18 protein-coding genes are annotated in these 23875 nt (G+C 58.9%); 12 read left to right on the forward strand and 6 right to left on the reverse strand.

The window, feature by feature from the left end:
- Positions 1-11 precede the first annotated feature (11 nt).
- Entirely contained in the window at positions 12-1775 is a 1764-nt protein-coding gene (gene treZ / locus N2601_RS22640) for a malto-oligosyltrehalose trehalohydrolase (protein ID WP_260304996.1), read from the reverse strand.
- Positions 1776-1906: 131 nt separating this feature from the next.
- Here treZ and treY point away from each other — a divergent pair, with 131 nt between their 5' ends.
- On the forward strand, positions 1907-4393 hold the full coding sequence (gene treY / locus N2601_RS22645; protein ID WP_260304997.1) for a malto-oligosyltrehalose synthase: 2487 nt from the start codon (positions 1907-1909) through the stop codon (positions 4391-4393).
- An 89-nt stretch (positions 4394-4482) separates the two neighbouring features.
- Positions 4483-6558, forward strand: a complete 2076-nt coding sequence (gene glgX / locus N2601_RS22650; protein ID WP_260304998.1) for a glycogen debranching protein GlgX — start codon at positions 4483-4485, stop codon at positions 6556-6558.
- A gap of 80 nt (positions 6559-6638) precedes the next feature.
- Here the strand turns inward: glgX and N2601_RS22655 are convergent, their stop codons facing one another.
- The 4 genes from N2601_RS22655 to N2601_RS22670 form a co-directional block, all read right to left on the reverse strand.
- Complete coding sequence (locus N2601_RS22655; protein WP_104826581.1) at positions 6639-7061, reverse strand: type II toxin-antitoxin system VapC family toxin; 423 nt, start codon at positions 7059-7061, stop codon at positions 6639-6641.
- On the reverse strand, positions 7058-7321 hold the full coding sequence (locus N2601_RS22660) for a type II toxin-antitoxin system prevent-host-death family antitoxin (protein WP_104826582.1): 264 nt from the start codon (positions 7319-7321) through the stop codon (positions 7058-7060). Before N2601_RS22660 ends, N2601_RS22655 begins: the two co-directional genes overlap by 4 nt.
- 112 nt (positions 7322-7433) lie before the next feature.
- Positions 7434-8534: a YihY/virulence factor BrkB family protein gene (locus N2601_RS22665; RefSeq protein ID WP_445945030.1), complete on the reverse strand. Its 1101-nt coding sequence runs from the start codon at positions 8532-8534 to the stop codon at positions 7434-7436.
- A 110-nt stretch (positions 8535-8644) separates the two neighbouring features.
- Complete coding sequence (locus N2601_RS22670; RefSeq protein WP_260305000.1) at positions 8645-10918, reverse strand: cation:proton antiporter domain-containing protein; 2274 nt, start codon at positions 10916-10918, stop codon at positions 8645-8647.
- Positions 10919-11517: 599 nt separating this feature from the next.
- Here N2601_RS22670 and N2601_RS22675 point away from each other — a divergent pair.
- From N2601_RS22675 to N2601_RS22720, 10 genes are all read left to right on the forward strand, one after another.
- On the forward strand, positions 11518-12234 hold the full coding sequence (locus tag N2601_RS22675; protein ID WP_104826585.1) for a GntR family transcriptional regulator: 717 nt from the start codon (positions 11518-11520) through the stop codon (positions 12232-12234).
- Positions 12231-13142, forward strand: a complete 912-nt coding sequence (locus tag N2601_RS22680) for a dihydrodipicolinate synthase family protein (protein ID WP_260304529.1) — start codon at positions 12231-12233, stop codon at positions 13140-13142. Before N2601_RS22675 ends, N2601_RS22680 begins: the two co-directional genes overlap by 4 nt.
- A complete protein-coding gene (locus N2601_RS22685) occupies positions 13135-14652 on the forward strand; it encodes an aldehyde dehydrogenase (RefSeq protein WP_260304528.1) in 1518 nt (505 codons plus the stop codon). The genes N2601_RS22680 and N2601_RS22685 overlap by 8 nt, the downstream gene beginning before the upstream one ends.
- Positions 14649-15992 carry an NAD(P)/FAD-dependent oxidoreductase gene (locus N2601_RS22690; protein WP_260305001.1) on the forward strand — a complete coding sequence of 448 codons (1344 nt, stop codon included), beginning with the start codon at positions 14649-14651 and terminating at the stop codon, positions 15990-15992. The genes N2601_RS22685 and N2601_RS22690 overlap by 4 nt, the downstream gene beginning before the upstream one ends.
- A 79-nt stretch (positions 15993-16071) precedes the next feature.
- Positions 16072-16923: a glycine betaine ABC transporter substrate-binding protein gene (locus N2601_RS22695; RefSeq protein WP_104826589.1), complete on the forward strand. Its 852-nt coding sequence runs from the start codon at positions 16072-16074 to the stop codon at positions 16921-16923.
- Positions 16924-17009: 86 nt separating this feature from the next.
- On the forward strand, positions 17010-18098 hold the full coding sequence (locus N2601_RS22700) for a quaternary amine ABC transporter ATP-binding protein (protein ID WP_260305002.1): 1089 nt from the start codon (positions 17010-17012) through the stop codon (positions 18096-18098).
- 22 nt (positions 18099-18120) lie between these two features.
- Complete coding sequence (locus tag N2601_RS22705; protein WP_260305003.1) at positions 18121-18969, forward strand: ABC transporter permease; 849 nt, start codon at positions 18121-18123, stop codon at positions 18967-18969.
- Positions 18966-19817: an ABC transporter permease gene (locus N2601_RS22710; protein ID WP_260305004.1), complete on the forward strand. Its 852-nt coding sequence runs from the start codon at positions 18966-18968 to the stop codon at positions 19815-19817. The genes N2601_RS22705 and N2601_RS22710 overlap by 4 nt, the downstream gene beginning before the upstream one ends.
- Positions 19818-19834: 17 nt before the next feature.
- The gene (locus N2601_RS22715) at positions 19835-20833 is read left to right on the forward strand and encodes a 4-hydroxyproline epimerase (protein ID WP_260305005.1); all 999 of its coding nucleotides are present in this window, start codon (positions 19835-19837) and stop codon (positions 20831-20833) included.
- A 43-nt stretch (positions 20834-20876) separates the two neighbouring features.
- The gene (locus tag N2601_RS22720) at positions 20877-21893 is read left to right on the forward strand and encodes a GlxA family transcriptional regulator (protein WP_260305006.1); all 1017 of its coding nucleotides are present in this window, start codon (positions 20877-20879) and stop codon (positions 21891-21893) included.
- Positions 21894-21922: 29 nt separating this feature from the next.
- On the opposite strand, the gene N2601_RS22725 is transcribed toward N2601_RS22720, so the two are convergent.
- Entirely contained in the window at positions 21923-23467 is a 1545-nt protein-coding gene (locus tag N2601_RS22725; RefSeq protein ID WP_260305007.1) for an FAD-dependent monooxygenase, read from the reverse strand.
- Between the last annotated feature and the right edge of the window lie 408 nt (positions 23468-23875).

The following is a 23875-nucleotide window of genomic DNA, read 5'->3' on the forward strand; positions in this document are numbered from 1 at the left end:
GAATCGGGATATTAAGACGACAGGCCCCAGGCGACTGTCCAAGGGCCGATTTGAGCGCTGGCAATATTGCCCGATGTAAAGAGCGTCTGTGCATCGGCAGGGATTGTGGCGGCAACGGCCTGGTCCGACAAATTGGCAATAAGACCGAGCTTTGCCTGGCCCAGTCGCCAGGTGACGCGCACCAGTGAGCCGCTTTTGTCGTGGACGGCCGAGTGACCTTGGGCGTGTGGGAGAAGTGGCACGATCTTTTCGCGCCGGAGCGTTATCAGCCGCTCGTAATAGGCGTTGAGTGCCTTGTCCTGCTCCGCCTCGTCCCAACGCAGCTTTGCGCTGCGAAAAGTGGCCTCTGAGGTCGGATCGGGCGCATCCTCTGCATCGAAGCCAGGTAGGCGTGATAGTTCCTCCTTTCGGCCGAGCCTCACCTTGCTATTCAGTTCCTCGTCGAAATCGCAAAAGAAGGGAAAAGGTGTGATGGCACCCCATTCCTCGCCCATGAACAGCATCGGGATTTGCGGTGAGAGCAGATAGACGGCCGCGATTGCTTTTATGGCTTCAATCGAATGGGAAGTGACCATACGGTCGCCCATGGCCCTGTTGCCGATCTGGTCGTGGTTCTGCATGAAGGAAATAAAGGCCGTTGGCGGCAGACCGGCGCTGGGCGATCCTCGGGATCGCCCTCGATACCCCATGTGTTCCCCTTGAAATACGAAGCCCTCGGCAAGCGCCCGGCCTATGTGCGATCGATAATCGACATAGTCGCGGTAGTAGCCGAAGGTCTCGCCGGTCGCTGCCACGTGGAGGGCATGGTGGATATCGTCGTTCCATTGGGCCGTGAAGTGAGACGGCTTGCCATGAGGATCGCGAGCCAAAAGACCTGAATTGTTGTCCTCATTCTCAAGGATGAGATGGATGTGGCGATCGGGGAGCGCCTGTCTGACGCTGTCGGCCAGCTCGTTCAGGACATGCGGATCGCTGTCGTCCTTGATTGCATGAACGGCATCGAGCCGCAGACCATCCATGCGAAACACGCTTAACCAGTAGATGGCGTTCTGGATGACAAAATCGCGTACGAAGCGGCTGCCCTCGCCATCATAGTTGAGACCATTGCCCCAGGGGCTTTTGTGCCGGTTGCTGAAGATCGGTGCGTAAGTGGACAGGTAATTTCCGTCCGGGCCGAAGTGGTTATAGACGACGTCCAGGAAAACGCAGATGCCACGCTCATGTGCTGCGTGGACAAGCATTTTCAGATCTTCGGGACGACCATAGCTGCTGTCCGGCGCATAGGGCAGGACGCCGTCATAGCCCCAGCCATATCGCCCCGAAAAATCACTGAGCGGCATGAGCTGGATCGCCGTGATGCCGAGCCGTTGCAGATGATCGAGCTTCTCGATGGCGGACAGGAAGGTGCCGGTTTCCGTAAACGCTCCGACATGCAGTTCGTAGATGACGATTTCCTCCCAAGGCCGGCCTTTCCAACGCTCCATGCGCCACTCGAACGTCTGATCGATTAGTTCGCTTGGGCCATGAACATCGTTTGGCTGGAAACGCGATGCCGGATCCGGCACTTCCAGACCGTCGGAGAGCACGAACTTGTAAAGATCTCCCGGGCGTGCCTGCGATACATCAGCGATATGCCATCCGTCCTGCTGCCGGCGCATCTCCCATTCCCCGTCCTGCTCGATCCTGACCTTCACACGGTCCTGCAGCGGTGCCCAGAGGCGGAACGTGACGGAATGCGCCTTGATATCAGGCCCGAATGTGAAGCTGTTTTGCATGTCCTCTCCGCCCGTGTCGTCGCTTTGAATTCTGCACGTCGTCCAACGCATCCTGTCGGCGAGTGTTCCTCAGCCGGAACAGATCTTGTTTGGCTCCGTTGATAAAAGCCATTCTTATGTAGGGGAAAGCTATGCGTGCTCCGACCTCCACCTACCGCCTGCAATGTCGCGGCGACGTCACTTTCGACCGGGCGTGCGAGCTTGTTCCTTATCTGCAAGACCTCGGCATCAGCCACCTCTACCTCTCGCCAATCTTCACGGCTACGAAAGGGTCGACGCATGGCTACGACATCACCGATCCAAACGGGATCGACCCGGCGATAGGCGGTCGCAAGGGGTTCGACATGCTGACGGCAAGTTTGCAAAGAGCCGGACTCGGCCTCATCGTCGATATCGTTCCGAACCATATGGCTGCCTCGCTCGAAAACGGCTGGTGGCGCGACGTGCTACGACATGGGCCGAAAAGCATTTATGCCGGCCATTTCGACATCGATTGGAGCGAGAAGTTGACATTGCCGTGGCTTGGTAAGCCTCTTGAAGAAGCCCTCGCGGCCGGCGAGCTTCAGCTCCGTTACGATCCCACCGTAGGTCCTTTGCAATTGGCTCATTTCGACAATTGCTTTCCGCTCTCCGAAGGCAGCGCCCAATTTATGATGGCGCAGACAGGCGGGGATACCGAGCGATTGCAGGCTTTCTCACGGGATGCCGCGAAAATGAAAGAGCTGATCCAAAAGCAGCACTGGCAATTGCTCTTTTGGAAAGATGCCGCACGGCACCTCAACTACCGCCGCTTCTTCGAGGTTGCGGGACTGGTCGGCATAAGGGTGGAAGACGAGCGAGTCTTTGAAGACACGCATCGGCTGACGATAGAACTGGTCCGGTCCGGTCAAGTACAGGGTTTGCGCATCGATCATATCGACGGGCTTGCGGATCCGAAAACCTATCTTGAACGCTTGCGGCGGGCGGTCGGTGCCGACACGTTCATCGTGGTTGAGAAAATCCTTGGCCGCGGCGAGAACCTGCCGACGGGCTGGCCCGTGTCGGGCACCACCGGATACGAATTCATCTCCGCCATGGCGGACCTCTTCGTTGCAGACGAGGGCTTACAAAAAATCGAGGCAGCATACGCGACCGTCGACAATGAGCATTCCGACTTTGCCACTGGTTTGCGCAACGCGAAGCTGCTGATGGTCGAGCGCAATTTCGCCGGCGAGATGGCGCGCCTGACCAGGTTGGGCAAGTCGATTTTTCCTAGAGTCAGCGGAGCGGAAGTGTTGTCGGCGCTTCGGGAGCTGTTGGTCGCCTTTCCGGTCTATCGTACTTATGGTTACCGGGGAGCTCTGTCTGCGGCGGATGATGCGGTCCTTTGTATGGCGATAGAAAAGGCGCGAGCCAGATTGCCAGCGGTGGACGCTTTGGACGCGATCGGCAGCCTGTTGCGCGGAGAAAACGCGGATGACCGGGTTGTGGAGTTTCGAGCCAGATTTCAGCAACTCAGCGGTCCGGTCATGGCAAAGGCCGTCGAAGATACGCTGTTTTATCGGTACAATCGCCTGATCGCGATGAATGAGGTCGGTGGCGAACCCGCAAAGCCGCCGCGTGGCGTTGCCGCCTTTCACCAAGCGATGGCGGATCGACTTCAGCGCCAGCCGTATGGGCTTTCCGCGACGTCGACGCATGACACGAAACGCGGAGAAGACGCGCGTGCGCGTCTCTACAGCCTTTCACTGCATCCTGACGTCTGGATCGACGGTGTCGCGCGGTGGCGCGCGTTGAATGCAACCTTTCGCACCGATCTTGCGGACGGGCCGGCGCCGGAGCCCAATATCGAATGGATGTTGTATCAGACACTGGCAGGAATCTGGCCTGACGATATCGGGCAAAGCGATACGGATGAGCTGAAAGACCGGTTTTCGGCCTTTGTGTTGAAGGCGATACGCGAGGCGAAGTTGCGAACGGATTGGATGGAGGAAAAGCCCGAATATGAAAAGGCAGTTTTGGATTACACCGCCGCTTTGCTTTCGCCTCAAAACCACGATTTCCTGAGCGACTTCAGAAAGACACTGCAACCATTTATTAAGCTTGGTTATTTGAACGGCCTGTCTCAGTTGCTGATCAAGCTCACCGCCCCTGGCATCCCCGATATCTACCAGGGGGCTGAGGGTCTCGATTTCAGTATGGTCGACCCGGATAACCGAAGGCCAATCGATTATCGTGCAGCCGGCGCGGTGCAAGTCCTATCTCCCTTCGAAAAGCCGTGGGCCACATCCCTGAAACGGCAGATCATCCGAAGCGTCTTGCGCCATCGCAACAATCATCCTCAACTCTTTCTCGAGGGTAGCTATCATCCCCTTGAGGTCAAGGGACAGCGGTCGGACAACCTCGTCGCTTTTGCCCGAGTTCATCACCAGGAGGCGGCAATCACGATCGTCCCGAGGCTGGTGGATGCTGCCGGTACCGGAGCTGATTTCTGGGAGAACACGGCGGTGTCGATACCGCCGCGACTTGGCGGGCAAATGCGTGACCTGCTGACTGGTCAGTTACTGGTTGCGGGCAATATTTCCGCGGCGCAATTGTTTGAGGAACTTCCCGTCTCCTTCCTTGTCACATCCAACTAACTATTTTGTCGGCCAATCCACAGCCGTCGGTGTGCCGGAACAAAACGTGTCGTTGCGGGGTTTGTGGGTGCATCAAAGAAGAGGCCTGCATGACACAAGACGGAAAGCGATATTCGATCGAGCCAGGCGATTTCACGCGTCTCGGAGCAAATTACGACGGGCAGGGCGTCAACTTCGGGCTCTTCAGCGCCTATGCGGAAAAGGTGGAACTCTGTCTCTTCGATGAGACCGGAACTCGGGAGATCGAGCGGATTGTTTTGCCGGAATTCACCAATGAGATCTGGCATGGCTATATTCCGGACCTGAAACCCGGCGGTCTATACGGTTACCGTGTTCATGGGCCGTTTGATCCGGATGGGGGTCATCGCTTCAACCCGAACAAGCTGCTGATCGACCCCTACGCCCGCGAATTGGTGGGCAATGTCGAATGGTCGCAAGCGCAATTCGGCTACATTCTGGACGACGAGCTGAAAGATCTGTCTTTCGACGAGACGGATAGTGCGCCCTTCATGCCGAAGTGCCGCGTCATCGATCTCAATGGCAGAGATAAAACTCCCTACCCAAAGCCGTCCGTTCCATGGTCGCAAACGATTTTCTATGAATCTCACGTCAAGGGATTGACGATGCTGCATCCGGCAATTCCAGGGGAACTGCGCGGCACGTTTGACGGGCTCGGCCAGAAAGCGATCGTCGACTATGTCAAAAGCCTTGGCGTCACCTCGATCGAGCTGCTTCCGATCCACTCATTTCCGGATGACGGTCATCTGCTCGACAATGGCGTCAGCAACTACTGGGGCTACAATACGCTCGCCTTCTTTGCACCGGCTTCGCGCTACTACGGTCCGAAAGGCTTCGCGGGCTTCCGTGAAATGGTGCGCGCCTTCCATGACGGCGGCATCGAGGTAATCCTGGACGTCGTCTACAATCATACGGCCGAAGGCAACGAGCTTGGCCCGACCCTCTCGTTCAAAGGCATCGACAATTTTTCATATTATCGCACTCTGCCCGACACGCCACGCTACTACATCAACGACACGGGCACCGGTAACACCATCAATACGTCTCACCCACGCGTACTGCAGATGGTGACGGACTCGCTTCGCTATTGGGCTGAGGAGATGGAGGTTGATGGCTTCCGCTTCGATCTCGGCACAATTCTCGGCCGGGAACCGCAAGGCTTCGACCAGCGCAGCGGCTTTTTTGATGCGGTTGGCCAAGATCCGGTGCTCTCCAAAATCAAGCTTGTAGGCGAGCCGTGGGATATCGGCCCCGGCGGGTATCATGTGGGCGGCTTTCCGCCGGGCTGGGCAGAATGGAACGACAAATATCGCGATACGATCCGCGACTACTGGAACGGCACCCCGGGCACGACGAGAGATTTCGCCGCGCGCATCCTCGGCTCGGGCGACGTCTATGATCTGCGCGGGCGCCGACCATGGGCGAGCGTCAACTTCTTTGCGGCCCACGACGGCTTTACCCTCAACGATCTCGTCTCTTACAACGACAAGCACAACGAGGCCAATGGCGAGGACAACGAGGACGGCCACAACGACAACCGCAGTTTCAACTACGGTGCCGAAGGGCCAACGGAAGACGAGGGCATCAACACGACGCGAGATCGTCAGAAGCGGAATTTCATGGCGACCTTGTTCCTGTCGCATGGGACGCCGATGTTGCTCGCCGGCGACGAGTTCGGCCGCAGCCAGATGGGCAACAATAACGGCTATTGCCAGGATAACGAGCTTAGCTGGCTACATTGGGAGGTACCCTATGAGAGTGCCGAAGCCCTGCGCACCTTCACCAAACGTCTGATAGTTTTACGACAGGATCATTCGATCTTCAGGCGGGAGAATTGGCGCGATGGCTTGATCGTCATCTGGCTCAATCCCGGCGGTGGCGAGCATGCCGAAGAACATTGGGAAGATGAGGCAAGCACGACCATCGGACTGCGTCTGTCACGCAAGCACCCCTTCGAGGAAGGGTGGGACGACGTGCTGCTCCTGTTCAATCCTCAGGATGAAAATGTCGACTTCAGCCTGCCCGATGACAAAAGCTGGGTTTTGGAACTCACCACATCGGATCCGATGGCGAGGGGCGTAGAAGCAATCGCCGAGCAAAGCCTGCAGCTCGAAGCCCGAAGCTTAGCGGTTCTGCGGCCGATCTGAATTGGCGCATTCGAGGCGGCGGCCATGCTTGCCATATTCCGGCATGCGCGAGCTTCCAGCGTTGCCGTCCACTATGGATGTCATACCACCCACGGATCGACCAGCTCAATCCCAAAGCCTTCGAAATCTCTTATGTTGCGCGTTGCAAGGGTAAGATCATGGGCAATCGCCGTGGCAGCGATCAGGCCGTCCATGGACGACAGGCCGCGGCCGTTCCGCTTTGCGAGGCCCATCAGATCGCCCCAGGCCACGGCAACCGGTTCGTTCACAGGGAGGACACGATGCTCGAAGCGTTGCGGCAGGTCCTGGGCAAGCCATTCAGTCAGCGCGTCGCGCTTCCGCCCGCTATCCATCAATGCAACCCCGCGCCGGATCTCCGCGATCGATACGACACTGATGAAGGAGCGATCCTCGTCGAGACCATCTAGCCATTTCAAAACATGCGCATCAGGGCGCGGTCTTGTCACCTCAGACAGGACATTGGTGTCTAGCAGCAGTCTCACAGCGAAAGATCACGCGGGTCGTCGCGCTGACGTTCGAGGTCCAGATCGGCGCCGCGCAGGGGTGACCCCATCAGAAATTCTGCAAGCGTGCCTTTGCGCGCAGTCTTCCGATGCCACTCTTCGGCAGAGACGACGACGACACTTGGCTTGCCGTTTCGCGTAATTGTCTGCGGCGCGGATTGCGCGCATTCGATGACCTCGGAAAGTTTCGCCTTTGCGCTGGCGACAGTCCAATTTTGCTCGCTTGGTGTTGGTCGCATTGCTCGTTTCTTTCTGACCATTGTGACTATAATGACTATATAAGACCAGGATCGTCGAGTGGCAAGCGGCCAGACATTTTGACCGCAACATCATCGAATGTTTCACTGCCGCTCAGGTGAAGGATTTCCCGATCGTATCGGCAACGTGAGCGCCGCGACTGCCCATGGGAAGGGCGGGGCCGATGGTTGTGTCAACCGCCGTCTGGTGCTCCAGTTCCGCGTTGACTTCCGCCCCGACCAGCAAGATCACCACGGACAGCCAGATCCAGATCAGAAAGCCGATCAGAGCGCCAAGCGTGCCATAGGTGGCATCGTAGTTGGCAAAGTTCTTGAGGTAGATAGAGAACAGCAGGGACATGGCGATCCAGCCGGCGGTCGCCAGTGCGGCTCCCCAGGTGAGCCATCGCACCTTCGCCGGTTCCCGGCTTGGACCGAACCGGTAGATTGCCGTCACTGCAATAATCATGAGAACCAACAGAATTGGCCAGCGCAGGATCAGCACGAGGTTCTCCTTCCACTGGTCGAGCCAAAGCAAAGACAGAGCCAGCAGCATGATGGCGACCGATCCAATGACCAATATGGCCGCCAATATTGCACATAGCGTAAAACAGAGCGCGATGAGATTGAGGCGGACTAGCCCGCGCTTTTCGGCTTCTTCATAAGCAACATTCATCGCATCGAAGAGCGCCAATGTTCCACTATGCGTGCTCCACAAGGCGACCCCCAAACCGAGAAACAACGCCACGCTCAGCGTCTCGCTCCGCCGCTCGACGAGATCCTTCAGCCGCTCGGCGATCATATCAAAGGAGCCGGGGGGAAGGAGAAGGGCAAGTGAACGGAGATGATCACTGATGCTCGCGGGATCGGCAACGAAGCCATAGAGCGAAACGAGTGCTGCAAGTGCGGGAAAGAGCGCAAGCAGAAGATAAAAGGTCACGCCTGCGGCAACGAGCGTAATGCGATCGTCGCTGACCTCGTGGATGACGCGCCAGAACACATCACGCAAGCCGCGGGCCGGTATTTGCTCCGGAACGGCTGCAAATCGCCCGAGCTCCTGATGGAGCGCGTGGTCTCCAGCCTTGGCAGGCCCGGCTTCGATATGTTCTCGCTTCACGAATGCACGAGCCACGAGCAAGGCGAGGATCGCAATACTAGTTGTTTGAAATAGGGAAGCCGTACTTTGTGGACGACCATGGCGGACACGCTTTCTCATCAGGTTACTCCATCAGACAGCCCATCGCTTTGCGGTAACGCTTAACCTGACGAAAAGATGCGCCGGACGCCGTGCGGAACGACGCGCGGTACCCGCGGGCCATCCGGATGCTATTTTTCAGCTTCGATAACGACGATCGATCTGTCAGCGGCGTCGATCAGTGAATTGGCAATTCCTCCGTAGGAAAGCCTTTTGCCCGCTTGCCTGCTGACGCCCAGCACTATCAGATTTGCGCGGCGGCGCCTGGCGTTTCGTAATATAGCCAGCTCCGGCGATGTCCCTCGTTCAACGGTTTTCTGAATGTCGAGGCCATAATTTGCCGCGATTTCGTCGACCCGTTTGAAGGCTTCTTCATGAAGATCGCTCATATCGCTGAGGCGGGGCCGCCGAAGGAGTTGCTGCGGATCGGTGACGTATACGACGGCGATTTCACAACCGGCAGCTTTTGCGATTGCCGAAGCGAATTCGACGGCGCGGGTGGAGCGCTCCGTCCCTGAGACTGGAACGAGGATGCGGAGTCTACTATCCTCTTCGGGTAGCCGCCCTCTGCTGAAGGTAATTGCCACAGTTCCCTGAAACGAGGACGTCATCTTTGTAAAACGCTCGTCCAGCCCCCCGGCGTCGGCGATGGCTGGTTCGGCCCCGATTATCATCAGGTCGTGTCCTTGCTCAGCGCTTTCGGAAAGTGCTTGCTCCAGATCGCCGCCTTTCTTTCTGCCGGTGACGTGGACGTCCGAGGGTGTGGCAGAATCGGCATCGGATTGCGCCACCGATTTCGTTGCGGTTGCCTTGACGCGATCTACAAATGTTGCGACGCCGTCTGCGTCCGACCGCTGCTCGCTCGTCTCACTCTTTGCCTCGTCGTCAATACGCAGCACAGTCACCGGCATCTGCCTGATCGCGGCCAGGAACCCTGAGATTCTAGAGGCCAGGTTGCCATTTTTAGACAGATCGACCGCCAGCAATATGCGTTCAAATTTGCCGAGGTAGCTCGCCTTTTCGAACTCCTCGCTCTCCAGCCGGTTCTGCTCCTCTGCCCGAACCGGCAACCGCGCAAGCGCCCATCGCAAAGTCGGCGGCATGAGCATTGTTGTGACGACGGCCATTGCTACAATGATGGAAAACAACCGCTGATCCAGGACGCCGACGGAAAGTCCGATGGAAGCAACGATCACCTCGGTAGAACCCCTCGCGTTCATGCCGCAGCCGAGCGCAATAGCTTCCGAATTCGAGAAACCGCCAAAACGGCCACCGAGAAATGCGCCACCGAACTTTCCTATGCTGGCGATGACGATCAAGCCGCTTGCCAGCCACAGGATTGCCGGATCCCGAAGGACCGTTAGATCTGTCTGAAGCCCGGTGAGACCAAAGAACACCGGCATAAACAGAGCCGTCGTCAGCGCTCGAAGCTGTGTGTCTATTTGACGTGTCAGGATGGGCGACTGTCCGACGAGGATGCCTGCCACAAACGCGCCCAAGACCGTATGAACGCCAATTAAATCGGTGATGATCGCCATGACGCCCATGATCGCGACAATGGCACTGAGGACGGGAAGGTCGCTTTTGAAGCGGTCGTTCGTCCAACGGATTATCTCGAAGACGACACGTCGTCCAATCGTAAAACTCACTCCCATGAACAGAAGCGTGCCGATCACGCTCTTTGCGAGCGTCGGCAGCTCAACTCCTCCTTTTTCCGCAAGGGAGAAGGTAACCGAGATGATGACCCAGCCAACCGTGTCGTCGATGATGGCGGAGGCAACGATCAACTGACCGATATTTCTCCTCATGAAGTCCATCTCGCGAACGACGGAGGCGACGATTTTCACCGACGAGATGGAAAGCGCCGTGCCCAGGAACAGCGAGGCCACAAGTCTTTTCTCGGGGTCGGGAAGCAAGCCCGCCGGAAGGAATTCGCCAAGCGCAAAACCCGCCGCGAAGGGGACGACGATGCCCGTGAACGAGACACCTAATGCCGCGCGCCGCATTCGTCGCGCCAAGCCGAGGTCGGTCTCCATTCCCGCCAACAGAAGTAGAAAAAGTATGCCTAGCTGCGCCACCGAGTTGATCATGCTTTTTTGCGCATCGTCGGCGGGAAACACTATGGTCTGAAAATCAGGCAGGATCGCGCCGAGAACGGACGGACCAAGCAATACCCCACCGATGATTTGGCCCATGATCGATGGTTGCCCGATGCGCACCATAAGTTCCCCGAGCAATCGCCCGACGATAACCAGGATAACAATTTGAATAAGGAAAAGTCCTTCGGAGGGCACGGCGGTATGGCCTCCATTCGCGGCGAAAGCCGATGTCGCAATGCCTGCATAAAGTAGCAGGCCGATCAAAATCGGACCTGAGTATCGCTTTCCGAGGTTCATTGATCTCATGAGGGCCTTGCTCACCGCCGAGAATCTGACGCGAACGAGTGTCGATAGTGAAGGGGCTAGCAGGCGGGGTATTTAGCTCGCTTGACGAAGCGCTCAGATGTCGTTTCGACTGGGAAACCTCTCAATGAATTCAACGTCTTGCGCCGATGTCCTGCTCATTTGTGGCTTGCTATATCTGATCGCCATGGGCTCTTTCTTGTTCAAGAGGCATGCTGGCGAGTTAACGCGGCCCTCAAGATGGAGTTCCTTCGATTGCGCCGCTCCAGACCGACGCCGCTTAAGAGGTCCTGACATCAAAGGGCCACCGAAGACTTTGGCGGCTTGCTCGCCGGCCTCTCCGTGACCTCAATTCGCCCATCATTGGATCCGGCTCCCTTGGCTTCGCAGTGGCCGAATACCTGCCTTTGCTACGCGGTTGCTGGATGAATTTGCCTGACGCATCGGACTTCACTCTCGGGAAGATGGCTTCCCGGCGGCTTGCACTTTCATAATTGTATTCTTACTAAACACTCATTGTGTACAACAAGTACACAATTATTGACACGAGCGGCTAGGCGTGCAATGATCCCCTCATCAGGAAAGAGAAGCGGAGTTTTCCCATGGCGAAGACCGTTAAGAGCAGCCTCTATGAGGACTTGAAGCGCCAGATCCTGACGATGGAGCTGGATCCCGATGCCGATCTTGATGAGGTGAGCCTCAGCGTGCGCTACGGCCTTTCGCGCACCCCGGTTCGCGACATCTTCCGGCGGCTTGCGGGGGAGGGCTATATCGATATTCGCGAGAACCGCGGGGCCCGGGTCATTCCGATGAACCACGCGACGCTCAGGAACTTCTTCCTGGTTGCGCCGATGATTTACGCGGCGATCGGCCGCCTCGCGGTACAGAACTTCAAGCCGGCCCAGCTTGCCGATCTGAAGGAGACGCAGGAGCGTTTTCGCCAGGCCAGCGTGGACATGGACGCGTTTACGATGGTTCTCGAGAACAATCGTTTCCACGAAATCTTCGGCGAGATGTCGGCCAACGTCTATCTGCAGCCGAGCCTCGGCCGGCTCCTGATCGACCATGCGCGCATCGGGCACACCTTCTTCCGTCCGAGAAATCAGGACATGCGGCGCCGCCTGCAGGTGGCGGTCGAGCACCATGACAGCTTCATCGAGGCCTTGAGCGCTCACGACGAAGACGCCGTCGTCGACCTGGTCTTCGAGCATTGGGAACTGTCCCGCGAGAACATGGAAATGTTCATCGCGCCACAAGGACTTAAGTCGGACGCCATGATCGGCGGTCCGAGCGTGCAATCATTGGAGAAACTGCCGTGAAGTTTGAAGGTATCTACACGCCTGCGATCACGCCGCTGAGCTCGGACGGGCAGATCGACCGGGCCGGGTTTGCTGCGGTCCTGGAATCCCTGATCGATGCCGGCGTGCATGGCATCATCGTCGGCGGATCGACGGGCGAATATTATGCCCAGAGCAGCCAGGAGCGTTTCGAGCTCGGCGCCTATGCCAAGGAGGTGATCGGCAACCGGTTGCCGCTGATCATCGGCACCGGCGCGACGCGGACCGAAGATTCGGTCGAATATGCCAAGGCGGCGAAGGACATCGGCGCCGATGCGATCCTGGTGTCGTCGCCTCCTTATGCCCTGCCGACCGAGCGCGAAAACGCCGTTCATGCGCTGACCGTCGACCGCGCCGCCAACCTGCCGATCATGCTCTACAACTATCCCGCCCGCATGGGTGTGATGATGGGCGAGGAGTATTTCTCCCGCGTCGGCAAATCCAAGAACGTGGTGGCGATCAAGGAAAGCTCCGGCGACATGGGCAACCTGCATCGGCTCGCCCGGAAGTTCCCTCATATCGCGCTGTCCTGCGGCTGGGATGACCAGGCGCTCGAATTCTTCGCCTGGGGCGCCAGGAGCTGGGTCTGCGCCGGCTCCAACTTCCTGCCGCGCGAACACGTGGCGCTCTACGAGGCCTGCGTGCTCGAAAAGAACTTCGACAAGGGCCGGGCGATCATGGCGGCGATGCTGCCGCTGATGGATTTCCTTGAGACCGGCAAGTTCGTGCAGTCGATCAAGCATGGCTGCGAGATCATCGGCCTGAAAGCCGGTCCGGTCCGCGCGCCGCTGCGCGGACTGAACTCCGAAGAGAAAAGAACCCTTGAGACCGTTGTGTCCACCTTGAAGCGCACGGTCGCCCAGATCACCTCGGGAGCCAATCATGCATGAACCCTTGACCGCAGCCGAATACAAGGCAATCGCCGCCGGCCTTCAGTTCCCGACCAATGCCTTCATCGATGGCAGCTTCCGTCCGGCCAATTCCGGCAAGACGTTCAAGACGACGAACCCGGCGACCGGCGAACTTCTGGCGGACGTTGCCGCCTGTGACGCAAGCGATGTCGATTACGCCGTCCTCAAGGCAAGAGAGGCGTTCGAGGATGGCCGCTGGCGGCAACTGTCGCCTGGCGAGCGCAAGGCGACGCTGATCAAGTTCGCCAAGCTGCTGGAAGACAACCGCCATGAACTGGCGGTGATGGAAAGCCTCGACAGCGGCAAGCCGGTTCGCGAATGCCAGACCGTCGACGTGCCCGATACCATCCACACCCTTCGCTGGCACGCCGAGGCAATCGACAAGCTCTATGACAACACCAATCCGGTCGGCCCGAATGCGCTGGCGATGGTGGTGCGCGAGCCGATCGGTGTCGTCGGCTGCGTCCTGCCCTGGAACTTCCCGCTTTTGATGCTCGCCTGGAAGATCGGCCCGGCATTGGCGGCCGGTTGCTCGGTCGTCGTCAAGCCGGCGCAGGAGACGACGCTGACGACGCTGCGGGTTGCCGAACTTGCGCATGAAGCCGGCATCCCGGCCGGTGTCTTCAATGTCGTCACCGGCAGCGGCCGGGAGGTCGGCGAGCCGCTCGGCCTGCACATGGATGTCGACATGGTGGCCTTCACCGGCTCGACGCCGACCGGCCGGCGCTTCCTGCATTATTCCGCCGATTCCAACCTGAAGAAGGTCGTGCTCGAATGCGGCGGCAAGAACCCGGCCGTGGTGCTGGAGGATGCAGAGGATCTCGATCTCGTCGCCGAGCAGGTGGTGAATGGCGCCTTCTGGAACATGGGCGAAAACTGCAGCGCCAGTTCCCGCCTCATCGTCCATGCCAAGATCAAGGACGAGCTCTTGAAGCGCATCGGTGCCTATATGCGCGAGTGGAAGACGGGCGATCCGCTCGATCCGGAAAACCGCGTCGGTGCTCTCGTCAGCAAGAACCACTATGAGAAGGTCACCTCCTTCCTCGACGACGTCAAAAGCGAGAAGCTGACGATCGCCCATGGCGGCGAAACACATGGCGGCATCTTCGTCGAGCCGACGGTGGTCGACGGCGTCACCTCCTCCAGCCGGCTGTTCAAGGAAGAAATCTTCGGGCCGATCCTGTCGGTGACGACCTTCAACACGCTGGCCGAGGCGGTCGCCCTTGCCAACGACACCAATTATGGCCTGACGGCATCGGTCTATACCGGCAGCCTGAAGCATGCGATCCGCCTGTCGCGCGACATCCGGGCCGGCCTCGTCACGGTCAACTGCTTCGGCGAAGGCGACGCGACGACCCCGTTCGGCGGCTACAAGGAATCCGGCTTCGGCGGCCGCGACAAGTCGATCTTCGCACACGACAACTATTGCGAACTCAAGACCATCTGGATCGACATCTCCGATCGCTCCGTCGACGAGACCATCCGATGACCCGGCATGTGATCAAGCGCCTACCGATTGATACCGGCGTTTCGGGATGGGAGGCGATTAGCGAACGCGCCTATCCCGTGACGGCGCTTGACCACGACATTACTGCGGACTGGCTGATCATCGGCGCAGGATTCGCCGGGCTATCCGCGGCCCGGCGCCTCTCGCAATCGCGGCCGCAGGACAAGATCGTCATTCTTGAGGCTCGTGAACTCGCAAAAGGACCGGCCGGACGAAATTCCGGCTTCATGATCGATGTGCCGCATAATCTCTCGTCCGGCGAGTACTCGGTTGCCGACGAGCAGTCCACCAAGGACGAGATCAGACAGAACCGCTTGGCAATCGCGTTCGCCGCGGATGTTGCGGCCGAGTATGGCCTGTCCAAGGAAACATTCGATCCATCGGGCAAGACGAACGCCGCTGCGTCGGACAGGGGGCTGGGGCTCAACGAGAATTACAGAAAGTCCCTCGAGAAGATCGGCGAAGGTTATCGCGTTCTCGATGCCGATCAGATGCGGGAAATGACCGGCTCGCACTATTATCGAGGAGGGCTCTATACCCCAGGGGCCGTGCTGATCCAGCCGGCGGAATATATCCGCGGCTTGGCGCGCGGACTGCGATCAAAAATCGATCTTTACGAGCATTCACCGGTGCTGGAGCTTTCGCGCGAAGGCAGGTTCTGGAAGGCCAAGTCAAACCGCGGATCCGTGTCTGCGCCGAAGGTCATTCTGGGTGTGAACGGCCACATCGAAAGCTTCGGCCACTTTCGCCGCCGCTTGATGCACATCTTTACCTACGCATCGATGACAACCGCCTTCTCACAGAACGAATATGGCGGTGTTACCGGAGCGGACCGCTGGGCGCTTCTGCCCGCAGATCCCATGGGCGCGACCGTACGCAAGATCACCACAAACGGCCTGTCCCGTATCGTCATAAGGACGAGGTTCACATACGATCCAAGCCTCCAGGTGTCGGATAGGCGTGTCGCCGGCATAGCTGCCGAGCAGCGCCGGTCATTCGATGCCCGTTTCCCCGGACTGAAAGGCTTGCCCCTGGAATATAGCTGGGCCGGTGCGCTGTGCCTCAGCCGGAACCATGTGCCAGCATTTGGTGAGGTCGAAGAAGGGCTCTTTTCTGCCTGCTGCGAAAATGGCCTCGGCACCGTCAAGAGCACACTCGCGGGGATGATGGCTGCCGATCTGGCGACAGGGGCGGGTAGCCCTGAACTCGAACAATACAGAAATCAACCGGAGCCGAGCAAGTTGCCGCCCGAGCCGATCGCGTGGCTCGGCGTGAACTCGGTCATCCGGCTGCAGGAGTTGCGTGCAGGCCGCGAGGGATGATCCCTCGCCGCGCAATAATGAGGATCGAGCCAAGCGCAGATCTTCAGAAGAATGGGAACGAGAACTAGGAGTAAAAACAATGAAGGCTTTGTGGAAGGCGCTTTGCGCCGCTGCGATGATCGGAATGAGCATGTTTCCTGCTCATGCTGAAGAAAAGACCATCACCATCGGCACCATGTCCTGGGAGGATCTGACCCCTATCACGGGCATCACCAAAAAGGTCCTCGAAGATTCGGGCTATACGGTCAAGGTTCTGCCCTTTTCGGAATGGGGTATCGCCTACGCTGCCTTGAGCAAGGGTGACATTCAGATCCTTGCATCTCAGACCGATTATGTTGCTCAGGACTATTGGGACAAGAACAAGAACCGTCTGGAGAAAATCTCGCCGGTTTCCCACGGCCTTTACCAAGCCATCGCCGTCCCCAACTACGTTCCGATCGACTCTACGGACCAGCTGAACGACAATGCCGACAAGTTCGGCGGCAAGATCGTCGGCATCGAGCCGGGCTCGGGCCTGATGCGTGACGCGGCCAATGCCGTCAAAGAATACGGTCTTAAGCTGCAACTCGTGGAAGGCAGCACGGCAGCTATGACCGCTGCTCTGAAATCGGCCATTGATCGCAAGGAATGGATTGCCGTTACGATCTGGGAACCGTCTTGGATGATGCAGAAGTATCCGGTCAAGTTCCTCAAGGATCCGAAGGGCGTGTTCCCGCCTCCGCAGAGCTACTACTGGATCGGCAAGAAGGGTTTTTCGGCTGACAATCCACATGCTCGCGAAGTCATCGCCAGCGTCTATGTTCCGCTTGCTGATATCACGGCGATGAACGGCGCCGTCAGCGATGGCAAGACCATGGATCAGGCCGTCCAGGATTGGATCGGGGCCCATGCCGACCTGATCAAGCGCTGGGAAAACATCAAGAAAAACTAATCGTATCCTGGCCGTCCGGCTCGCCGGGCGGCCATCCTGAAGCCCAACGAGAGAAGCCAGCACCAATTGGCTCAAAGGGGATCGCTATGAAAACAAATGTCGATACCAATGAAGTTCTGATTGACTGCCAATCCGTCTGGAAAGTCTTCGGAGACAAGTCCGCCGCCGCGATGAAGTCCATCGGAGAGCGCGGTCTCGGGAAAAAGCAGGTCCTGCAGGAGTTCAACTGTGTCGTCGGCGTGTCCGATGCGAGCATCGAGGTTCGGCGCGGCGAAATCTTCTGCATCATGGGCCTGTCGGGCAGCGGTAAGTCGACGCTGATCCGTCTCCTCAACAAGCTGATCACGCCCAGCGCCGGAAAGGTTCTGGTCAAGGGACGCGACCTAGCCGCCTTATCTCCCGTCGATCTGCGGCAGATGCGCGCCCGGCATATCGGAATGGTCTTTCAGAGCGTCGCACTCTTGCCGCACAAGACGGTCCTGGAGAATGCGGCCTTCGGCCTCGAGGTGCAGGGAATTCCAAAGTCCGAGCGAAACGAGACGGCACGCGCGGCCTTGGAGAAGGTCGGCCTTGCTGATTGGACGAACCGCTATCCTCAGGAACTTTCCGGCGGCATGCAGCAACGCGTCGGCCTTGCTCGCGCGCTAGCTGCCGATCCGGAAATCATTCTCATGGACGAGCCGTTCAGCGCGCTGGATCCTCTGATCCGGCGGCAGCTTCAGGACGAATTCCGGCAGCTTACCAAAGCTCTCGGGAAGTCCGCTGTCTTCATTACCCACGATCTCGACGAGGCCATCCGGATCGGCGACCGCATCGCAATCATGAAGGATGGCGTGATCATCCAGACCGGCACCGCCGAGGAGATCATCCTCAATCCCGCTGACGACTACGTCGCAGAATTCGTTGCCGGGATATCGCGCCTTCATCTGATCAAGGCGCATTCCGTCATGCGCAGCGTCGCCGAGTTCCAGCAGAGTCAGCCGAATTCCGACATTTCTTCGTTGGCACGCACGACACCGGACGCCGATATCGACGAGCTCATCACATTGACGATGCAGTCGAACCGCGACGCCATTGCTGTCGTGGACAATGGTCAGGTGATCGGCGTCGTCACACCGCGAAGCTTGTTGATGGGCGTCAAGGGAACGTCCACCAGCAATCTCGCCGCGGCGTGACACCTAACTGGAGTTCAGCGACATGGAAAGTTCAGGCTTTACCGATGTTTTTGACGAATGGACGGACTCCGCCCTCGGCTGGGTGAGCGACAATGGCGAGTCCCTTTTCGACAATGTTCGATGGGTTCTCGAAGGGCTCTACGGTGCAATCCTATGGCTTCTCGAGCTCCCACCATTCTATGTGGTTGCTCTTGTCGTCGCCCTTATCGGCTGGCGGCTGGTCAATATCTGGTTTGCCGTGCTCAGCGGCGTTGCGCTTGCCCTCTGCTTTTCCATGGGGCTTTGGCCGGAAACGATGAGCACTCTGGCTCTGGTGCTCACCGCGACCGTACTCGCGCTAGCGCTTGGAATTCCGATCGGCATCGCCGCCGGGTTCTTCACCGCGCTGGATCGCTTCATGGAGCCCGGCCTCGATTTGATCCAGACGCTTCCGCCATATATCTACCTGCTGCCGGCGATCGCGCTGCTCGGCTACGGGCCGGCGACGGCGCTGATCGCCACGATCGTAGTTGCGATGCCGCCGGCCATCAGACTGACGTCGCTGGGTATCCGGATGACGCCGAAGGAGTTCATCGAACTCGGCGAGGCGAGCGGCATCAGGCCGAGCCAGATGTTCTTCAAGATCCGCTTGCCGTTTGCTCTTCCGAGCATCATGGCCGGTATCAACCAGAGCCTTATGATGGCATTCGGGATGGTCGTCATCGCGGGTATCGTCGGCTCCGGCGGGCTGGGGGAGACGATCTACGGTGCGATCCGCACGCTCGATATCGCAACATCCATTAACGGTGCGATTGCCATCGTGGTTCTGACGATGGTGATTGACCGGATCACCCAGAGCGCCGCAAGCTTCGGTACGGGGAGGAAGCCATGAGCCCTTCGATCCTGCAGTTTTCACCAGGCGCCTTCCTTGCCCCGGCGGTCGACTGGCTGAACACCAACCTTCATCCGCTGTTCGCGGCGATCAGCACTATCATCGAGGCAGTCCTTTCAGGGATCGAGGCGGCTCTGCTCTTCGTGCCGTCCTATGCGCTGATCGCGATCGTTGTCGTTCTGGCATTTGTGGCCGTGGGGCTCCGCGCCGCGATCCTGTCGGGCCTTTGCCTTGGGTTTTGCCTTCTCGTCGGACTCTGGACGGCGTCCATGCAGACCGTTGCCTTGGTGACAGTCGCCGTCCTGATATCCGTTCTCATCGCGTTTCCGATCGGTGTTCTCTGCTCCCGCTATAAGGCCCTGCAAGCGACGGTGCGACCGATACTGGACGTGATGCAGACCGTTCCGCCGTGGGTCTACCTCATTCCGGCCGTGATGATCTTCAGCCTTGGGCGGGTGCCGGCAATCATAGCCACCATTGTCTATGGCATTCCGCCGATGCTCCGGTTGACCACGCTCGCATTCAACCAGGTGCCGAGGGAGTTCAAGGAGCTCGGCAGTGCCATCGGTGCGCATCCCCGTGCCATCCTTTGGAAGATTGAAATTCCTTTGGCAAAGCGGACCCTTCTGGTCGGCCTCAATCAGTGCATTCTTCTCTCTCTGGCGATGGTGGTCTTGGCCGGTCTGGTCGGCGCAGGTGGCCTCGGCGCGGAGGTCACGCGCGGTCTGACACGCATGGAGATGGGTCTGGGTCTCAGGGCTGGTTTGGCAATCGTGGCGGTCGCGCTGCTCCTCGACAGGCTGTCCCGCGGTCTGCTGGACCGTGACAAGCTTCCAGTGTCGAAATGACATCAAGGACACCCACGATGAGAAACAGCTTTTTCTGCATCGATGCGCACACCTGCGGAAATCCCGTGCGGCTGGTCGCAGGCGGCGGTCCGCTTCTGCCGCACGCACCGATGGGCGAGCGGCGAGAGATATTTCTTCGGGATCATGATTGGGTTCGCAAGGCGCTGATGTTCGAGCCGAGGGGGCACGACATCATGTCCGGCGCGATCATATATCCGGCCTACCGCGATGATTGCGACATAGCGGTCCTGTTCATCGAGGTCAGCGGTTGCCTGCCGATGTGCGGGGCAGGCACCATCGGGCTTGTTACCGCTGCGATCGAGGAAGGTCTGGTTCAGCCGCGCGAGCCCGGGAAGCTCTCGATAGAAACCCCCGCTGGAAGGGTGGATGTCACGTTCGAGACGAGCGGAGATCATGTCGATTCCGTCCGGCTCTTCAATGTGCCGAGTTATCTCCACGCAGCGGATGTTGAGGTGAATGTGCCTGGCATGGGACGTCTGCGTGTCGATATTGCCTATGGCGGCAACTACTACGCGGTGGTGGAGCCGCAAGAAAACTGGAGCGGTCTCGACGGCATGACTGCGGCCGATATCGTCGGTTGCAGTCAGAAGCTCAGGACCGCTCTCGCCGGCATATGTGATCCGATCCATCCGGATGATGCCCGCATTCGTGGCGTTCACCATGCGATATGGTGCGATCGTCCGGTCAACGATGCCTCCGATGGCCGTTGCGCGGTGTTTTATGGTGAAAAGGCCATCGATCGGTCGCCGGGCGGCACCGGCACATCAGCGCGGATGGCGCAATTGCATGCAAAGGGACGTCTGGCTGTCGGATCGACATACCGTCATGAAAGCTTGATCGGAACCATCTTCGAAGGCCGGCTCGAAGCCGAGGTTAGTATCGGAGCTTATAAAGGCATCCTTCCGAGCATCGGAGGCTGGGCACGCGTCATCGGCCACAACACGATTTTTGTCGATGAACGCGATCCACTCGCGCACGGCTTCCAGATCCGATAAAATAGGTCTTTGCGGTCTTTGGAAGCGGCAGGGAGATAAAGAGATGCTTGAGAAATATCGGCCGGAAGATGACGTCGTCACGTCCGCCAGCCGTCTCAAGGTGGGGTTCATCTTGGCGCGGTCGTTCACTTTGTCCGCCTTCGCGCTCTTCGTGGATACGTTGCGGCTTGCAAGCGACAAACAGGATCGTTCCGGAAGGGTTCTTGCGGACTGGCAGGTGATTGGAAGCACGAGGCACCTCATAGCCTCGAGCTGTGGCGTCCAGGTCGCTCCGACGTCGGATCTCGTTGATCCCTCGCGGTTCGACTACATCGCGGTCGTCGGCGGCCTTCTGACCGTCGAAAACCCCGTCGACCAGGAGACAATTGCATATCTCAAGCAGGCGGACGCCAAGAAGGTGCCACTGATCGGCGTGTGCACCGGGTCATTCATTCTTGCTGCGGCGGGCCTCATGAAACGGCACGAATCCTGTGTAAGCTGGCTGCATTACGAGAAGTTTCGAGAGCGCTTCCCCGAGCTCAAGGTCCGCTCCGACCGACTGTTCAATCTCGATCGCCAGCGAGGATCGTGCGCAGGCGGCAGCAGCGCCGCCGACTTGGCGGCATTGCTGGTCAGGAAATACATCAGCCGTGACGCGGAGCGAAATGCGCTGGAGGTCCTGCAGATCGAGAAGGCCCGAACCACCGCGGACATCCAGCCCCGTCGTCCGCTGTACGAAGACTATGACGATGCCCGCGTGAAGGCGGCAATGATCGCAATGGAACAGTTCGTCGATGGCAGCCTGCCGATTCCGAAGTTGGCTGCCAAGGTTGGACTGTCACGGCGGCAACTGGAGAGAATTTTCATCGAAAAGACGGGAATGTCTCCTGCCAAGGCATACAACCGGGTTCGCATGGAGCGGGCGAAGTCGATTCTTGCCCGGTCGAAGGCGCCTCTCATCGAGATCGCGCTGGATGTCGGATTTGAAAACACGTCGCAGTTCACGAGGACATTCAAGCGCACATTTGGGCAGACGCCGTCGCAACATCGCGCGGCGGTTTTGAGCGCCCGCTCCGTTTGATTGATACGATCACGGACTTAATGCGGTACCTATGAGGAGACTTCGCTGAACCACCGCGACGCGGCCTCAGCAGCCTGCTCAAGGTTAGGGGCAGCGTCAGCCGCCCAGGCGACGACGCCGTCCGGGCGCACGAGCACAGCGCTTAACCCCAGCCGATCCCTGACATCACTTGCGATATAAGTTATCCGCCCACGCCAGCGGCTTGCAAGCGCGCGCAGGGGAGAGCGCAGGTCAAAGTCCAGCAGGATGCCTTGCCCCTTCCTGAGAAGTTCTCCGAGCGTTGTCCCGTCGGTCAACTCGAAATCGGGTACGCTGCGGCCGATCAGCGGGTGGAGGCTTGCAAGGTCGTAGCGGAGTGAAACGCCCCACACCCGCTCGGCGAAGTATGTCGCGCCGTCGTGCGTGTCGATGAGGTCGCGGATGATGGCTTCGAGCGCGCGCGAACTCTGGGTCGGCCGCATGAGCGCGACCTGGGCGCGCGACCAGTCGAGGACCTGAGCTCCGACTGGATGCCGTTCACGCCAGTAGCTGTCAAGCAGATCGGTCGGGGCATCGCCGCGGATGATGGCAGCAAGTTTCCAGCCAAGGTTCATCGCGTCGCCAAGCCCGAGATTGAGCCCTTGGCCACCCAATGGCGAGTGGATGTGCGCGGCGTCGCCGGCGAGCAGCACTCGTCCTTTTCGATAGGTGGTCGCTTGATAGGCGCGGTCCGTCCAGGTCGTAGCGAGCCCGAGGGCCGTCACTGTGACCTCGGCGCCGGAGACACGGCGCAATACCGCCTGCACATGGTCAAGCGTGATCGGCTGGGTTCGATGGAAAGCGCCACCGTCGAAATCGACCATCGCGATCGTTCCTGGCGGCGCGTAGTTATACATGCCCGTTGGCGTGTAGGTACGGCCCGGTCGAAGCTTGTCCGGATCAGCCAACTCGACTTCGGCCGAATAGCCGGTGAACTCGGGATCCGTACCGACAAAGTCGAAGCCGCCAGCTTTGCGCACAGTGCTGCGGCCGCCATCACATCCAACAAGCCAGCGTCCGAGGATGGTCTCGCCGCCGGCGCGGACGGTCACGTCTTCGTCCACTTGATCGAACGTCTCGACGCCGAAGCCGCGCCGGATCTCGACACCCATCGCGCCGGCCCGAGCGGCGAGGACATTTTCGAGCGACTCCGTGTCCACCATCATGCTGGTCCCGGCAGGGCTCAGCAGACGATATGGCCACTGCGATGTGTCGATGTTGTCATAGTAGAACTGGATGCCGGCGAAATGGCCGGCCGGCCGGCGCGGCTGTTGCATCCAGTGGGCGGCTGATCGCGTTGCGCCCAAGATATCGTTCTCGCGCTGCGCCGCGACGACGGCGTCCAAAAGGCCGCGACGGTGGAAGCCTTCGATGATGGGGGCCGAAAGGCCGCGCATGCCGAACGGCAGGCGCTTCAAGGGGGAGCGTGGATCCTCGGCCTGCTCCAGCACCAGCACTGAAAGATCGAACAACCGCAACTCGCAGGCGAGGAACAAGCCGACAGGGCCGGCTCCGGCAATCACAACATCATAGGGGATCGGGTGGTGGCTGGGCATGAAGTACTCCTGTGTCGATGTTCGACCGGAGCGTTCCTCGATTTTGAGTACCACACGGACGAACGATTGGGCGCCCGGGCGGCGTCCGATGTTCGTCGTGGGGATCTCGTGCACGAAGCCAAAGACCAGAGCTTTCGTTACCGAAAGGACTTGGGCTTACCAGACCAAGTCTGCCTTTTCCGACGTCGGCTGTATAACGGATTGGCGACTGGGCTGCAACGGGAGCTTGGCTTCTCTTCATGAACAGGCGCGGCAAAGCCGAAAGGACAGTGCGGAAGAGCGCTCGTAATGGACGCGATCCGTCAAATCCTGAAGCGAAAATAGGCTTCCAGGTCAAAACGTGATAGTTTTACGACAGCCTTTGAACGGTGCCGACCTATATCCCGACCCATAACAACAACCGAGGAT

This window comes from Rhizobium sp. CB3060, from assembly GCF_025200735.1.
GTDB lineage: Bacteria > Pseudomonadota > Alphaproteobacteria > Rhizobiales > Rhizobiaceae > Rhizobium.